The organism is Rossellomorea sp. QJM3NY_18, assembly GCF_056173145.1.
Window position 1 is genome coordinate 2,177,350 of the sequence record NZ_CM149659.1, and the last position, 14,970, is coordinate 2,192,319.

The 14,970-nt window shown below is 41.1% G+C and carries 18 protein-coding genes; 14 read left to right on the plus strand and 4 right to left on the minus strand.

Annotated elements, in window-relative coordinates; translation table 11 throughout:
* Positions 1–50 precede the first annotated feature (50 nt).
* Positions 51–236: a hypothetical protein gene (locus AC0VXY_RS11090; RefSeq protein ID WP_475525279.1), complete on the plus strand. Its 186-nt coding sequence runs from the start codon at positions 51–53 to the stop codon at positions 234–236.
* Positions 237–441: 205 nt separating this feature from the next.
* Here the strand turns inward: AC0VXY_RS11090 and safA are convergent, their stop codons facing one another.
* Positions 442–1,071: a SafA/ExsA family spore coat assembly protein gene (gene safA / locus AC0VXY_RS11095; RefSeq protein ID WP_435990720.1), complete on the minus strand. Its 630-nt coding sequence runs from the start codon at positions 1,069–1,071 to the stop codon at positions 442–444.
* Between the two features lie 233 nt (positions 1,072–1,304).
* Here safA and AC0VXY_RS11100 point away from each other — a divergent pair, with 233 nt between their 5' ends.
* From AC0VXY_RS11100 to AC0VXY_RS11115, 4 genes are all read left to right on the plus strand, one after another.
* A complete protein-coding gene (locus AC0VXY_RS11100) occupies positions 1,305–1,508 on the plus strand; it encodes a hypothetical protein (RefSeq protein ID WP_435990719.1) in 204 nt (67 codons plus the stop codon).
* A 15-nt stretch (positions 1,509–1,523) separates the two neighbouring features.
* Positions 1,524–1,694 (plus strand): tRNA U-34 5-methylaminomethyl-2-thiouridine biosynthesis protein, encoded by a 171-nt coding sequence (locus AC0VXY_RS11105; protein ID WP_435990718.1) that lies wholly within the window; start codon positions 1,524–1,526, stop codon positions 1,692–1,694.
* Positions 1,695–1,732: 38 nt separating this feature from the next.
* Positions 1,733–1,873 (plus strand): hypothetical protein, encoded by a 141-nt coding sequence (locus tag AC0VXY_RS11110; protein WP_435990717.1) that lies wholly within the window; start codon positions 1,733–1,735, stop codon positions 1,871–1,873.
* Positions 1,874–1,970: 97 nt separating this feature from the next.
* The gene (locus AC0VXY_RS11115; protein WP_475525280.1) at positions 1,971–2,681 is read left to right on the plus strand and encodes a nucleotidyltransferase domain-containing protein; all 711 of its coding nucleotides are present in this window, start codon (positions 1,971–1,973) and stop codon (positions 2,679–2,681) included.
* A 56-nt stretch (positions 2,682–2,737) separates the two neighbouring features.
* Here AC0VXY_RS11115 and AC0VXY_RS11120 read toward each other — a convergent pair whose 3' ends face one another.
* Positions 2,738–3,118 carry a sporulation protein gene (locus AC0VXY_RS11120; RefSeq protein ID WP_475525281.1) on the minus strand — a complete coding sequence of 127 codons (381 nt, stop codon included), beginning with the start codon at positions 3,116–3,118 and terminating at the stop codon, positions 2,738–2,740.
* 369 nt (positions 3,119–3,487) lie between these two features.
* On the opposite strand from AC0VXY_RS11120, the gene AC0VXY_RS11125 reads away from it, so the two are divergent.
* The 6 genes from AC0VXY_RS11125 (at position 3,488) to AC0VXY_RS11150 (ending at position 9,956) form a co-directional block, all read left to right on the plus strand.
* The gene (locus AC0VXY_RS11125) at positions 3,488–5,620 is read left to right on the plus strand and encodes a peptidoglycan D,D-transpeptidase FtsI family protein (RefSeq protein ID WP_475527855.1); all 2,133 of its coding nucleotides are present in this window, start codon (positions 3,488–3,490) and stop codon (positions 5,618–5,620) included.
* A gap of 326 nt (positions 5,621–5,946) precedes the next feature.
* The gene (locus AC0VXY_RS11130) at positions 5,947–6,579 is read left to right on the plus strand and encodes a nucleotidyltransferase family protein (RefSeq protein ID WP_475525282.1); all 633 of its coding nucleotides are present in this window, start codon (positions 5,947–5,949) and stop codon (positions 6,577–6,579) included.
* 121 nt (positions 6,580–6,700) lie between these two features.
* Complete coding sequence (locus tag AC0VXY_RS11135) at positions 6,701–7,180, plus strand: YjdJ family protein (protein ID WP_435990713.1); 480 nt, start codon at positions 6,701–6,703, stop codon at positions 7,178–7,180.
* A 168-nt stretch (positions 7,181–7,348) separates the two neighbouring features.
* Positions 7,349–7,759: a MerR family transcriptional regulator gene (locus AC0VXY_RS11140; RefSeq protein ID WP_435990712.1), complete on the plus strand. Its 411-nt coding sequence runs from the start codon at positions 7,349–7,351 to the stop codon at positions 7,757–7,759.
* Between the two features lie 42 nt (positions 7,760–7,801).
* Positions 7,802–9,070: a hemolysin family protein gene (locus tag AC0VXY_RS11145; RefSeq protein ID WP_435990711.1), complete on the plus strand. Its 1,269-nt coding sequence runs from the start codon at positions 7,802–7,804 to the stop codon at positions 9,068–9,070.
* Positions 9,071–9,134: 64 nt separating this feature from the next.
* Complete coding sequence (locus AC0VXY_RS11150) at positions 9,135–9,956, plus strand: EcsC family protein (protein ID WP_475525283.1); 822 nt, start codon at positions 9,135–9,137, stop codon at positions 9,954–9,956.
* 123 nt (positions 9,957–10,079) lie between these two features.
* On the opposite strand, the gene AC0VXY_RS11155 is transcribed toward AC0VXY_RS11150, so the two are convergent.
* Entirely contained in the window at positions 10,080–10,472 is a 393-nt protein-coding gene (locus AC0VXY_RS11155) for an SET domain-containing protein (protein ID WP_034759385.1), read from the minus strand.
* A 103-nt stretch (positions 10,473–10,575) separates the two neighbouring features.
* The gene (locus AC0VXY_RS11160) at positions 10,576–11,889 is read right to left on the minus strand and encodes a D-alanyl-D-alanine carboxypeptidase family protein (protein ID WP_475525284.1); all 1,314 of its coding nucleotides are present in this window, start codon (positions 11,887–11,889) and stop codon (positions 10,576–10,578) included.
* 261 nt (positions 11,890–12,150) lie between these two features.
* Here AC0VXY_RS11160 and AC0VXY_RS11165 point away from each other — a divergent pair, with 261 nt between their 5' ends.
* The 3 genes from AC0VXY_RS11165 (at position 12,151) to AC0VXY_RS11175 (ending at position 14,891) form a co-directional block, all read left to right on the plus strand.
* The gene (locus tag AC0VXY_RS11165) at positions 12,151–13,164 is read left to right on the plus strand and encodes a S66 family peptidase (RefSeq protein ID WP_475525285.1); all 1,014 of its coding nucleotides are present in this window, start codon (positions 12,151–12,153) and stop codon (positions 13,162–13,164) included.
* A gap of 156 nt (positions 13,165–13,320) precedes the next feature.
* Positions 13,321–13,866, plus strand: coding sequence for a GNAT family N-acetyltransferase (locus tag AC0VXY_RS11170; RefSeq protein ID WP_435990707.1), 546 nt, complete (start codon positions 13,321–13,323; stop codon positions 13,864–13,866).
* Entirely contained in the window at positions 13,863–14,891 is a 1,029-nt protein-coding gene (locus AC0VXY_RS11175) for a serine hydrolase domain-containing protein (RefSeq protein ID WP_475525286.1), read from the plus strand. Before AC0VXY_RS11170 ends, AC0VXY_RS11175 begins: the two co-directional genes overlap by 4 nt.
* Positions 14,892–14,970: the final 79 nt, after the last annotated feature.

Sequence of the window (14,970 nt, forward strand, 5' to 3'; positions counted from 1 at the left end):
AACTCCAGAGACGTTTCATTCGTATAGAGACAAGATAGGGAGTTGAGATAATGAAGGATCAAGAGTTTATTGATATTGAATTAGGGGAAGATGAATCACTCGCATCCTTGTTACAATCAATCGTGACCCAAAAGAGGGAAGAATTAGGAACGCATGCCGTTTATGTTCAAGAGATCATATCTACATATGACAACGGCTTCACGGTTATTCTTGAAATCAGCCAAAGTACTTATTAAATGAGAGAGGGAGGCATCAATGGAATTGATGCTCCCCCAGTTCATTATAATAACCGGGAGTAGCAAGGGCACAGAAGATTTCAGACCATTTCTGATGACTCTTACTACCATTGCACTAATCAATGTGGACCCCTAATGAACCGTTTGTATTGAGGATATTAAAAAGAAACCCCGGTACAGGACCAGAGTCATCGGCTTTCATTTATTATCTTTTAATGAACATTTGAGTCCAATAATGACCGTATGATCCACCCTTCACATAACCTACCCCAATTTCTGTATATGTCGGGGAGAGGATATTTTTTCTATGACCTTCGCTGTTCATCCACGCTTCTACAACTTCAGCTGGAGTCCTTTGACCTGCAGCGATATTTTCTCCTGCTGCTTGGTAGGAAATCCCGAAATCCTTCATCATTTGGAATGGGGACCCGTATGTCGGGGATGTATGACTGAAATAGTTCTTCGCAATCATGTCTTCCGACTTATATCGCGCTACCCTGGCCAACTCCCAATTTTCCTTCAATGGGGGTAAACCCACTTTTGAACGCTCGTTGTTTACGAGTTTCACTACTTCATATGTATAACTTTCAGCAGTGGCATTTACTCCAGGAATATTTACACTTTGACCAGGATAGATCACATTAGGGTTACTGATCCCGGGATTTGCTGAAATCAATTCTGATACACCAACCTGATGTTTCACGGCAATTTTCCACATCGTATCCCCGTAAGTGACCGTATAGGTACCTGCAGCGGATACCTTTGAAGAATTTCCAAATCCAATGACAAAAGTGACAGACAACAATAAGATTGATAAAAGTTTTAAAGTTTTCATAGTTCTATTGAAATATAATTCTGTTAATTTTAAAACAGGTAGTTGTTACCACCATGTAAGGAAACCCGTTTAATCAACATATAGTAAATTTTACTAGGATAATAAACCGGTTACTTTATAATCACAAAAGAATAAATAACTCCCATAATATGGTCTTCCTTTGATATACTTATTTTATAATATGTTTTACTTATGTTTAATTTGCCGAGATACATACTAAAGGAGTGTAGTGAATGAACTGGTTGAATTGGAACGACCTTTTAGCCCCGTCCAATCCATATGCGGCTGTTTTATTCGGGATCATCCTCACCATAGTGGTTGCCTTCAGTATTTGGGTTGAAACGCGACAAATACGAACTCTTTTTATTGCAATGATCTCAGGTGGATTGACCACCATCATCGGAGTCGGACTCCTCACGATGGTCGGATTCTATTAGGAAGGATGAAATGATATGAAATCCCTTTTCTTAGTCATATTTGGGGCCATCGCGGGATGGGGAATCACGGGTTTTCTCACGGAAGGTTTTGAAACAGATTATCTGTTTATCCTGATCATAGGAATCGTGATCGGACATAGTTTAGGGAGGAGGAAAGAAAGAGAAGAATTTACGGAGTCAATTTGACAGCTTGATTTTTAAAAGTGAAAAGGAAGTATACACAAATGAAGCCTCTATTACTGAAAAACTATGATTTATTATTATTTGATCTGGGTGATACATTGTTCGATCACTCAGTCGCTTATAAAAGAGGAGTGTATGAGACCATCCGTCAGTTTTTTTATTCTGAAGGAACTAATAAATAAGTAGATGATCCCCAAAGAGAAGTTTACCCGGGCTATATGGTAAATCACGCATTGGACCTGGAAGAATTAATCATCAGGGGAGAAAGGAAGACTTCCGATGACAAGACCACCAGCAATTGAAGCAGCTAAACGATTCATCCACGAATATTTCCCAACCTGTCAAGCGGCACTTCTCAGTGGAAGCGTCGTGAGAGGAGAAGAGACAGCAACTTCGGATCTTGATATTGTAGTCATCGATGAACACCTCCAATCTGAATACCGAGAATCCCTTATTTGTCATGGATGGCCGATAGAACTATTCGTACATAATTTGAAAACCCTCCGTCACTATTTCCAATCGGACTACCAACGGGCCCGACCCTCCTTACAAAAGATGGTATCAGAAGGAATTCCACTCATTGACCACGCAATCATCGACACAATCAAGCTAGAGGCGACTACCATTTTGAAAGACGGGCCTCCTGAGTGGTCAGCGGAGACCATTCGGATGAAGAGATATTTTCTCACGGATGCCCTTGAAGATTTTATCGGCTCGACGAATAGAGGGGAAAGCATTTTCATCGCGAACTCCATAGGGGAATTACTTCATGAGTTTGTGCTCAGGACGAATCATCATTGGATAGGCTCTTCAAAGTGGATCGTCCGTGCATTAAAAGAGTATGACCCGCAATTTACCGAGGAATATGTAAATGCTTTCGAGCAATTCTATCGGAAAGATGAGAAAAAGGACGTCGTGAGGCTGGTCGATTCGGTTCTCCAGACACATGGTGGAAGATTATTTGAAGGGTTTTCGGTAGGAAAAAGATAATTAAACTATTTAACATTCAAAAGCCCTTCCGAATAGAAGGGCTCACATGGATATCATTATACTAGAATCTGAAATTCATCGTGATCGACGCTGTTGACACCATCGTCAAAGACAAGTCGGGTGACGAACTTATAAGAAACCGTCTCACTGCTTGGTGGAAATGCATCTGAAAGCCTGCACGAAAAGTGAATGGTGCGTTGTTCGTTTGCTTTCATCGTTGATGAGCTTAGAATGGTATTTTGATGAAGAACAGAAGAACGATTATCGTCATACTGTAAAAGATCTGTCTCAATCCTTTTTAACTTCTGCTCTATCCGTCCGCCGGTGAGTTCATATTCACCCTTGATAACATCTCCTGGGCGAAACTCCTTCTTATTCAATACCAAATCAATCTTTGTAGCACCAATACCGAACCTGCACATCAGTTTGCTAAACATAACAGCCTTCAACCTCTCAATCATCTAGTTACCAATTCTACGCATTAAGGAGAGCTTTGGTTTCATTAATATCGCTTTGAATACGACTATATTCTAAATAAACGGAACCACTTTGTCTATACTCCTTCTTCGACATTTTTCGCAGTTCCTAAAACATACCATATAAGCATATTAACCCCTATATTTCACCATCAATAACCAATGAAGTAAGGTGAATGGGATTTATTCCATATAGAGGTAGAAATATAGTCGAATTTTCTATAAAATAAGACTAGAACATTATCATATTTTGGTAAAATACGAGCTTAAAAGGGGTTATACAAATTGAAGGAAAAGAAGAAAAAGAAAAAAACCCATGTCCCATTGAGAATGAATTTACTGTTTATATCGGTCTTTTTTCTATTTTCACTTCTGATTCTTCGTCTTGGAATTGTACAAATTGTACAGGGAAACCATTATGAAGCAGAAGTCGCAAGAACAGAAAATGTAAAATCCCATAATGGAACACCTCCTAGAGGGAAAATTTATGACCGTTACCGGAATGTCATCGTCGACAACGTTCCACTGAATGCCATTACGTACACGAGAACGCAAACGACGAAGCCTAAAGATATGCTAAAGGTTGCAGAGAAATTAGCTGAATTGATTGAAATGGACCCAAATAAAATTACCGATCGTGACCGGCAGGATTTCTGGCTTCTGACTCATCCTGATCAAGCGGAAAAGCTTGTTTCAAAAGAAGAAATAAAGAAGCTGGAAGATGATGAAGACATGGCTGAGGATGAAAGGAACAAAAAGATTTACGAAATGCAGCTTGAGAGGATCACTAAAAAGGATATCGACTCTTTTTCGAAACAGGAAGAAGAAGTACTCGCCATTTTCCGTGAATTCAATACGGGATATGCACTTAGTCCCCAAATCATCAAAAATAAAGATGTATCTATGGAAGAAATGGCGAGGGTGAGCGAACGTTTATCTGAAATGCCCGGTGTAAACGTCACTACGGACTGGGAAAGGAAGTATGTGAATGATAGTACATTGAGAACAATTCTAGGCAGGGTATCCACCTCCCAACAAGGACTGCCGAGCGAACTTGTAAAAGAATATAAAGCTCAAGGGTATGCTTTAAATGACCGGGTTGGAACGAGTTATTTTGAATCTGAATATGAAAACATCCTTAAAGGACAAAAAGAAGAAATCGAGTACATTACGAAAAATGGTAGCGTCCTTGATACACAGCTTGTAAGCGAAGGACATAGTGGTAAGGATGTCGTATTAACAATTGACTTGCAGCTCCAGAAAGAAATTGAAAAGATTGTTGAAGAAGAGCTTAGCAAACAAGCCTCGAAATATTGGGAATCTCCATTCCTGGACCGTGCATTTGTCGTCATGATGGACCCGCACACAGGTGAGATCCTCTCCATGGTAGGAAAGAAGTATGGTAAGGATGAAAATGGAAAGACGGGATTGCAGGATTATGCTTTAGGGACGTATACTTCTGAATATGGTGTAGGATCTGCTGTAAAGGGTGCAACTGTGTTGACAGGGTATATGACTGGAGCGTTGAATGTTGGGGAGGTTTTGTATGACGAGGCAATTGCCATAAAGGGAACTCCAGTTAAAAGATCATGGTTTAACCTCTCAAGAGGACCCATTTACTTAAATGATATCGATGCACTGGAGATTTCTTCAAACGCATACATGTTTAAAACTGCGATAAAAATTGCAGGTGGTGTATATAGGAAGGACCAGCCCATCGATATGGACCCAAAAGCATTTGATACCATGCGTAATTACTATAGCCAATTTGGACTTGGCGTCAAGACTGGTATAGACCTCCCTGGAGAAGTGGAGGGATTAAAAGGAACAGAACGAGAGCCAGGTAAGTTAATGGATTTCGCCATTGGCCAATACGATTTATATACTCCCATGCAGCTTGTTCAGTATGCCTCCACAATAGCTAATGGAGGTTTCAGGATGGAACCTCATTTAATGAAAGAAGTTAGGGAACCCAGTCAGGAAAGAGACAAAGTTGGGCCTTTGATTTATGAAAATGAGGCTAAGGTTCTGAATAGAATCGATGCAACCGAAAGACAAATTCAGCAAGTACAGAGAGGATTTTATAAGGTAGCACATGGTAGCCAAGGTACTGCCAATAATTTCAGAAATGCACCATATGATGCAGCAGCTAAATCTGGTACTGCTGAAGCATTTTACTATAGTCCAGAGCAGAAAAAACAATTTGATACCTACAATACGACTTTAATTGGATATGCGCCATATGATAACCCAGAAATAGCATTCTCTGTAGTCTTACCCTATTCACATCAAGACAAAGATCCATACGTAAACAAAACCATCGCCAAACGCGTCATGGACAAATACTTCGAATTAAAAAAGCAATATGAAAAACAAGGCTACTATAACTCTTCAACAGAAGAAAAAGTCCGTAATGCTGATAAGCTTGAAAACACAGAAGATCCAGAAACAACAGAAGAATAATTCTTTCAAATATGAAACCTGTCGCTTCTTCAAACGTAAATTAATGTAAGGAAAGTATTCCTTATGGAGGTGTAGTGCACGTGCTATGGTGGATTATAGGAATTGCTGTTGTGTTCGGTATAATAAGTAGTCTTCTTAGACGTAGGTTCTCCCAAAATACATTCGAAGCCGGTAATTGCCACGAAAGGCAATTGCAGGAAGAAGAACGTGTGAAAGCGAGCAGCTGGTTTAACGGTGGGCAGTGATTGGAAAATGTCAGGAACATTTTCCTGGCATTTTTATTGATAACTTTGAAGGTTGTACCTAAAACCAATACATAAAGGTAAATGAATCAAATTTCATGGTCAATCGAGGTCTTCAAAGTATTTAAATATGAACAAGGAGAGAAGAATGTGATCAAGTCAGAACATGATATTTTGGAGCTCGTTGAACAAGATTCCTGGATGATGGAACTCCTTAAAACAGCACATAAACTGAACCTGCCTGACTGGTGGGTCTGCGCAGGGTTCGTAAGGACAAAAGTGTGGGATACACTGCATGGGTATTCAAACAAAACGACCCTTCCGGATATTGATGTCGTGTACTTCGATGCATCCAATACAGATGAACATTTTGAAAAATACTTAGAATCCCGATTAAAGGGGGAAGCTCCCTCCGAACCATGGTCTGTGAAAAACCAGGCAAGGATGCATATTAAAAATGGAGAAGAGCCATATACCTGCACGATTGATGCCGTTTCCCGTTTTCCGGAGACTGCTACCTCTATCGCTCTGAAGCTGAACGAGAAGAATGAGCTTATCTTGGCAGCGCCTTGGGGGATTGAAGACTTGATTTCTCTACAAATAAAGCCGACTCCACCATTTAAAGAAAAAGAGGCACTGTCTTCCATTTATGAAAAAAGGGTGCAGGAAAAGCAATGGGATAAAAAGTGGCCAAAGGTGAAAGTTCACGGTATCTAAATTATGGAACGGACCTCAATTTAGATACCTTCTGTCAGAGTGGATCCCTTGATATGAAACGATTTCAATCATAATACTGAACAATTATTTAGGTCCGTCCCTCAAAGGAAGGGAGAAGGTTATGTCCATTAAATATTGGTCACAAGCAGGAATAGGATTGCTTGTACTCGTTTTTTCGACTCTGGTTAGTTGGTATGAAGGGAGTGCGTTGTTGGATCATACCTGGGAATGGAGGTATTCGGCTCCCTTTAGTGAGATAGTTCATGGAAGTGTAACGGGTACAAATGATATTGTAGCCCTGGATTTCTTTGTATATGCAGCGAAGTTCTCGCCACTCTACCCGGGGATGATGATAATCAGCGCCAGTTATCTTTTCATACTGGTTGGATTTAGGTTATTTAAACAAAGAGGTTTCCTGATTTCCCTCGCTCTACTTGGCGTAAACTACCTTACATTAAGTTATGTCATTTCCTCATCACCTACTGCGGGTGGAAACACATTATTTTGGTTGTTCCTATCGGTGGGAGTAGTGATGATAGTAGCAGCGTGCGTCATTCATGCATTTCCATACTTACGATTAAAAAGGTCTTTCAACCAATAGAGGGACGGACCTCAAAACACCACGCTTTTTCAGGGCGAATCCTTTGTTATAAAGCATTTACACCCCTAAAATAGATGGATTTTTGAGGTCCGTCCCTAAACCGTAACGTTTAACTGTACGGTTTTATTAAAATGCAGTATACTACTCTAGAGGTGATCACTTGGGAAGTTGTATCGAATAGGCGAGCTGTCGAAGATAAGTGAAGTATCCAAGCGAACCATAGACTATTACACAAAAATGGGATTATTGAAGTGCGACCGGTCCCTTAATAATTATCGATACTATCATGAAGAGTCATTAGCCGATCTGAAACTGATTGAACAATGTCAACAGATGAAAATGACCTTACATGAAATCAAAGATCGTATGATTTTATTGAAGTCCAATCAGGTCGATCAATCCGTGCTTGAAAAGCAGGTAAAGCATATACGAAATGAAATGAAGCATTTGCATAATGAATTACATGAAGTCTTGCAGGCGTTGGATACACTAGGGGATGAAGACCGCAAACGCATGTTGAAGCAGGTTTCCCCACAGGCTTTGGCATTATTTCAGACATTAATGGTTTTTTCTGGTTAATCCAGCATAATAGATAAGCAATTACAGGAGAGTGACTTTTTTTTGGACGATATACCACTGAATTCATTAGTATTACTGGGAGCATTAATCCTTTTATCTGCCTTTTTCTCATCGGCGGAAACGGCTTACTCAAGCGTGAACAAGATCAGACTTAAGAATTTCGTAACTGAAGGAAGAAGAGGAAGCATTAAAGCGCATTATATTGCTGAGAATTTTGATAAAGCCCTGTCTACGATATTAGTCGGAAACAATATCGTGAACATCGCGGCAGCAAGTATTTCAGCAAAGCTTGCGACAGATATTTTCGGAGGGAACACTGGTCTTGTCATCAGTACGTTTGTCATGACGCTGTTAATTCTGATTTTCGGAGAAATCCTCCCGAAATCATTGGCCAAAGAAAACGCAGAAACATATTCCCTGACCATATCCGGCGTGCTATTTTTCTTAATCAAGGTCCTTACACCGATCAACTTCTTTTTTATTAAATTAAAGGAGTTGGTATCGAAATTCTTCTCGAAAGATCACGAAATGCCGTCTGTCACAGAGGAAGAGTTAAAGGTGATGCTTGATATTAGTGAAGAAGAAGGAGTCATCGATAAAGAAGAAAGGGAGTTGATTCACCGCTCCATGGACTTTGATGATATCCTTGCAACCGAGGTTTTGACCCCAAGGATCGATGTGATGGCCGTTGAGGTGAATCAGCCGATAGAAGAAATCAAAGAAATGTTCTTTGAAGAACGGTTTTCGAGGATTCCAGTATATGAGGATCATATTGATAACATTATCGGAATTCTCTCGGAAAAAGAGTTCTTCACTCACTTGATTAAGTTCGGTGAAGTGAACATTCGGGAATTGATTCGTGAACCGATGTTTGTATTTGAATCGGTTAAGATCTCTTCACTTCTTACTAAGCTTCAAAAGAACAATGTGCATATGGCCATTGTAGTAGATGAATTTGGTGGAACCACAGGAATCATCACCCTTGAAGATATCCTGGAAGAGATTGTAGGGGAAATCTGGGATGAGCAAGATGAAAAAACACATTCCATGAGAAAAATCAGTGACAAAGAGTATAGATTCGATTCCCAATATCAATTGGATGAATTTACAGAGTTACTCGACGTACCAGAGCCTGAAAGCTCTTACCATACAATTGGGGGATGGGTCGTTGAAAGCTTTGAAGACCTTCCATCAGAAGGTGACAGCTTTGATTATGAAAACTTGAAGGTAAGCGTCGAAGAAGTGGATAACCGCCGGGTGCGCACAATTAAAGTTGAGATTTTAGAAGAAAAAACCGGAGACTTGGTTTAATTACATTTAAAAAAACAGGCTTAGATGCCTGTTTTTTTTATACGTAATCGAAAGGAGCTGTGTCATGAGTCAAGAAGAAACGAAAGAGGTCCTATTAAAGGAACTTGAGATTGTCAATGAATGGGCTGATGGTCAAAAAGGATTGTGGTTCTGGGAGAAACTCGGCAGGATTCCATTTATGATTCTTGATCGGATCACCCCTCAAATGGTACATAATAAAATTGGTCAAGCCTTGGATGAGATAGGGAGCTACATACAAAAAGGTGGAAGTCATCTGACAAGTGAGAAGGAGGTCTTAAATCGATTCATCAAAAAAACGATAGATTCTGATTTAACTTTAAAGAAAATTGAAGAGTTTCCACTTGCCTACATGGATCAAGTGAGCGAAGGAATTGTGGATTTGAGGAAAAAGGTGGCGATGACTCAAGGTGCCACTACAGGGATCGGTGGTTTTCTGACATTAAGTATCGATATCCCATTCATTCTGGGAATATCACTAAAAACCCTTCAAGAAATAGCTTTGTGCTATGGTTATAATCCCAATGATCAAGAAGAGCGTATTTTTATTATTAAATGCCTCCAATTTGTTTCATCGGACATTGTAGGTAAACAAGCTATACTACAAGAACTCGAAGACTTTAATGGGGAGAAGAAGGATAAAAGAGAGCAAACCCTGTCCCAGCTGCAGGGGTGGAGGGAAGTGATGGTCAGCTTTCGTGACAACTTCGGATGGAAAAAACTCTTTCAAATGGTTCCCATCGCCGGTATCCTCTTCGGCTCATTCATCAACAAATCCATGATCAAAGACATAGGGGAGACCGGTCGAATGCTCTACCGAAAAAGAAGGATCCTCACGAAGCTGAAAGAGGGACGGACCTCAATTTAACCTGCTATTTTTATGAGGAATTCAGGTTTTATGCTTATTCTTGATCATATTCGGAGCATTTATAGAGGTCCGTCCCCCTATAAATGAAAAAAGGGACCTCCAAATTTGGAAGTCCCTTTTTCATTATTCTTCTTCGTTCTTATCTTTATTAAACCAAAGCGGTTCATCATTATCCACTTCGCCATTGTAGTTAATAAGCAGTTCTTCTCCGGCTTGAATATCTTTATAAGCATAAAAGTCGAAAGTATGATTATCAAAATTGATTTCGTAAACCGTATTCGGTGTATATGAATGGTTGAACAACATTCCGTATCCTAATAGAAGTGCTGTGTGGTTGATTCCGTATTCAAATACATAATCCGCCAGGAACGTCTTCTCAATATGCTCATGTTCCTCGTTTGGGTAAGGGATGACTGGTGCTTCATGAACCAGTTCTCCTTTGGCTATATCTCTTTTTGCAAAAACTCCACGATTAAGATCTCCGTCGCTAAGAGACGATAGTTTCACTTCGATCATTATGCCACCTGCTTTCTAAATCCTTGACTAAATAAGTTTGACACGAACGGGATAGAAAAGCAAATACTAAATCTAGCCCGATCATTAACAGGTATCCTATCCGTTAGAAGAGATCACCGAAAAAATCCTGAATGCCGCGTGCACTTCGGACAATCCAGCTCGCTTTCTTTACGGATTCTGCAGCATAAACATCCACCTTATAAGCTGAGGACTTCTTGTCAAAGATATATTCTTCTTTTTCATTTGTATCGATAACCAATTCCCCGATTTTTTCTCCTTTTTCAATAGGAGCCTGAAGGGACCCATCCTCGTTGACTTTTTTTTCATCGAGATTCAGTGTGGTTTCTACCTTGTCCTCCTCCTCATCCGTTAAGCGGATAGAGAGGGGTTTGTCGACCTTAATTGTCACTTCCTGCTCCTTTCCATTCGGAACCGGTATGGTATGCTTCTTTTTCTTTTCGATGCTATCCAAGTCATAGGTTACAGTCTTAAACTCATCGAAACCGTAATCGAGGAGTTCCCTTGCTTGAATAAATCGCTCTGCACTGCTTGGCTGGCCGTACTCATCCTTGGCGTCAAGAATGACAGTAATGTAACGGACCCCATTTCTTTTTGCCGTCCCGGTAAAGGTAGAGCCGGCGAAGGGAGTCGTGCCGGTCTTCAGACCGTCTGCGCCTTTGTAATGATAGGATTTCCCCTTTAATAGGCCATTTGTGTTTTTCATGACCAGTTCTTCACTCGTCCCAGGTCTGAATACTTTAGAAGTGAGACTTGATGTTTCCAATACTTCCGGAAAATCATGAATGAGGTAATAGGCAAGGGTTGCCATATCTTCCGCTGACACCACATTTTCGTCATTCACATCTGTTCCTTCAGGATACATCCCCAGCATATCGTAGTTACTGAGCCCGGAGGAATTGACGAATTGATAATGTTCAAAGCCAAGTTCCTTCGCCTTGGCATTCATCATCTTCACAAATTCCCCTTCAGAACCACCCACCACCTCTGAAAGCGCAATTGCGGCCCCATTGCCGGACTTGATGACCATGGCATCGTACAATTCCCTTATCGTATATTCTTCATCAGCTCTCAATGGAACGTTACTTAATCCAGGGGCATTAGCTAATTGATAAACCTTATCGCTTACTTTATACGTTTGATCCCATTTTATTTTCCCATTTTCAATCGCTTCTAACACAAGGTACTCCGTCATCATTTTCGTCATGCTCGCAATACCAAGTGCCTTGTCTTCATGTTCACTATAAACAATCTTTCCTGTATCTGCTTCTACTAATATTGCAGCATCTGCATTGATTTCTACTGTTGATTTACCATGCGCCGTCTGCTGAAAAGGCGTCATGGCCATACATGATATCATCAAAACCGCCAGGCTTTGTTTCACCGTCTTCTTTTCCAAAATAGTACCTCCATAAAACCAATTTTACGCAACCAAATCATTCTACCATACAAACCTCCCCAACACCCCAAAACCCAAGAACCTTTTCAAATCGTTCAAATTATTGTAAATAATTGTTGTTCTAAGGGACGGACCTTCATCTATCAATCTGGGTTTACCATAATATGAATGGAGAAGGTCCGTCCCTCAAAATGGAAAAAAATTCTTGTCCCCACTCTACCATTCTGGTAAAATCGGGTAAACCACTGGGAGGGGATATAGATGATTACATATCCATTACTTACGAAACATTCTACTGTGGGCTTGACCGCACCTTCTTCTGGCGTGCCACATGAGCTCCACGATTTACTGAAGAAAGCGATAGCTAAAATGGAAGAAGCAGGGTACACCTTAGAGTGTGGTGAAACCGTTTGGAAGCAGCATAAAGCAAAGTCTGCTCCGGCAACGGAAAGAGCAGCCGAATTAAATAGAATGCTTCAGGATGATTCGATTTCACTCATCATTCCGCCCTGGGGAGGAGAGCTCCTCATAGAAGTCCTCGATTTAATCGACTTTCAACAAATCAAGCCTAAGTGGGTGCTTGGATATTCCGATATTAGTGCCCTCTTACTTGCATTAACGTTAAAGACAGGGATGGCCACGGCACATGGGACCAACCTCATTGACTTGAGAGGAGAAACTACTGATCCGACAACGAAACAATGGGAAAATGTCCTTTACACAGAAAATGGCTCTTCGGTCACCCAATTATCTTCCCAGAAGTATCAAAAAGAATGGAATCATGAACAGCCTTCACCACATGTATTTCATTTAACTGAGCCCACGTTCTGGAAAACCGTCGGGGACAAGAAGGTAGAAATGGAAGGCCGATTCCTCGGAGGCTGCATCGATGTGATCAGAAACCTTATCGGGACACCATTCGGGGATGTGGCTTCATTCAGAAAGAAACATATTGTCGATGAGCCGATCATTTGGTATTTGGAAAACTGTGAGATAAATACGGCAGATTTACGCCGGACACTCGTACAAATGAAACTCGCAGGATGGTTAGAGCATTCTGCAGGGCTGCTATTCGGGAGAAGTGCCGCTAATACTCCAGTGGACGGCTATACAGCAGAAGATGTTTATCATGAAATCGAAAGCGAATTACAAATCCCTGTGGTCTATGATATCGACTGTGGTCATCAGCCGCCCCAGATTACATTCATCAATGGGGCTTACGGAAAAGTAGAAGTCCAGAATGGAAAAGGGAAGGTAACGCAAACCTTCCGATAAACATTCAATTAGAGGGACGGACCTTCATAAAGCAGTAGCGGTTTACCATAATTATATGTATGGAGGTCCGTCCCTCTAACAGACCACTTCACAGAAGTGGTAATGAGTTTCATGAATACCAATAATCTTACAAAACAAAGATAAGGAGCAATGAAGATGTTTACCTATCAATTAAACGATAAATTGGAATTAAGACTTTTTGAACTACAAGACTCAGAAAGGTTATTCGAACTGACAGATGGATCCCGCTCCTATTTACGCGAGTGGCTTCCTTGGGTGGACTACTCTAAAACGGTGGAGGATTCAAGGGAGTTCATTAAGGCGACCCGGCAAGGATTTGCCAATAATAAGAGTTTGACGACTGCGATCGTTTATCAAAATGAAATCGTCGGTGTTGCGGGTTTCAATGAACTGAATTGGTCCAATAAAGTCGCCTATATCGGCTATTGGCTGGGTGAGGGCTATCAAGGGAAAGGAATCATGACGACCGTTGCAAAAGGGTTGACGAGCTACGCCTTTGATTATTATAAAATGAATAAAGTCGAAATAACTGCTGCTGAATTTAATCAACGGAGCCGCAGCATCCCGGAAAGACTTGGATTTGTAGAGGAAGGGAAGCTGAGACAGAGGGAATGGCTCTACGATCACTATGTTGATCATATTGTTTATGGAATTTTAGCGGAAGAATGGGGAAGAGAGTGAAGGAAATCGAACACCGTGCAGAGGAATTGATTTCCTGGGTGGAAGAAATCAAAGATAAAAATGGAAGCTCTGCCGGCGCACTCTATATCCTTAAAGATAATCATGTAGTGGTAGAGCATTATAGTGGACGCCACTCCCAAGAAGAGGATGCGAGGATTGTCCAGGCTGATTCACAATTCAATGTGGCTTCTGCCAGAAAGAGCTATTTAGGACTTGCCGTTTCCTTTGCATTATATGACAAATACATTGAAAGTCTTGACGATCCGATTTCTGTGTATATGCCTGAATTGGATGCTGGAATAGTGATGGATACGACCATCCGGCACCTTGCCACTAATTCCCACGGCCTTCATATCGATGAGAAGGGCCAATGGTACAGAGAATTCAAGGCCGGAACCGGTTGGGCTTATCGTAACATCGGAGTGGAGATCTTGACCGAATTGATTCAGCGACTTTACGGAAAAGGGTTCCCTCAGCTATTGGAAGAACGGATATTTTCACGTATCGGATTAAAAGAAACGGGCTGGCGGACAGAACCCGACGCAAACCTTGTGAACATTATCGTAGAAGTAACGGAACCGTCTCTTTCAGGACTGGGCACGACCAATGATGGTACAGAAAAAAATCTATTCGTTTCCGCGAGGGAGTTTGCCCTATGGGGACAACTGCACCTGCAAAAGGGCAGGATGAAAGGCGAACAGATTGTTCCATCCCAGGTAATCGAGTTATCTACCTCGATCCAAAATGTTGCTTATCATGACGAGTCCCTTCCAGATAACGGTCTATTCTGGTATGTACAAGGAGAAGCACGGGCGAGAAGTGAAATGGGGGAACGGGTACCCCGTGAATCGTATCAAATACTTGGAGTAACGGGACCGACGCTTCTTGTCATCCCATCTTTAAACATTGTGGTGGCAAAGATGTACAATAAGCGCTATAACTACGGTGGGGAGGACTATCTTCATTATTTAAGAGAGTTCAGCAACAAAGTAGCGGATTTATTTACGGACAGCAAACAGATGTGACACTAACCCAAAATCGAATTTGGGAATGAATTTCCATATAGAAGGGTACACTATGACCAATCATTTGTATCATATTATG

Coding starts and splice junctions, on each gene's coding strand:
- AC0VXY_RS11090 (WP_475525279.1), top strand. CDS start 51: ATGAAGGATCAAGAGTTTATTGATATTGAATTAGGGGAAGATGAATCA.
- safA (WP_435990720.1), bottom strand. CDS start 1,071: ATGAAAACTTTAAAACTTTTATCAATCTTATTGTTGTCTGTCACTTTT.
- AC0VXY_RS11100 (WP_435990719.1), top strand. CDS start 1,305: ATGAACTGGTTGAATTGGAACGACCTTTTAGCCCCGTCCAATCCATAT.
- AC0VXY_RS11105 (WP_435990718.1), top strand. CDS start 1,524: ATGAAATCCCTTTTCTTAGTCATATTTGGGGCCATCGCGGGATGGGGA.
- AC0VXY_RS11110 (WP_435990717.1), top strand. CDS start 1,733: ATGAAGCCTCTATTACTGAAAAACTATGATTTATTATTATTTGATCTG.
- AC0VXY_RS11115 (WP_475525280.1), top strand. CDS start 1,971: ATGACAAGACCACCAGCAATTGAAGCAGCTAAACGATTCATCCACGAA.
- AC0VXY_RS11120 (WP_475525281.1), bottom strand. CDS start 3,118: ATGTTTAGCAAACTGATGTGCAGGTTCGGTATTGGTGCTACAAAGATT.
- AC0VXY_RS11125 (WP_475527855.1), top strand. CDS start 3,488: ATGAATTTACTGTTTATATCGGTCTTTTTTCTATTTTCACTTCTGATT.
- AC0VXY_RS11130 (WP_475525282.1), top strand. CDS start 5,947: ATGAATCAAATTTCATGGTCAATCGAGGTCTTCAAAGTATTTAAATAT.
- AC0VXY_RS11135 (WP_435990713.1), top strand. CDS start 6,701: ATGTCCATTAAATATTGGTCACAAGCAGGAATAGGATTGCTTGTACTC.
- AC0VXY_RS11150 (WP_475525283.1), top strand. CDS start 9,135: ATGAGTCAAGAAGAAACGAAAGAGGTCCTATTAAAGGAACTTGAGATT.
- AC0VXY_RS11155 (WP_034759385.1), bottom strand. CDS start 10,472: ATGATCGAAGTGAAACTATCGTCTCTTAGCGACGGAGATCTTAATCGT.
- AC0VXY_RS11165 (WP_475525285.1), top strand. CDS start 12,151: ATGATTACATATCCATTACTTACGAAACATTCTACTGTGGGCTTGACC.
- AC0VXY_RS11170 (WP_435990707.1), top strand. CDS start 13,321: ATGTTTACCTATCAATTAAACGATAAATTGGAATTAAGACTTTTTGAA.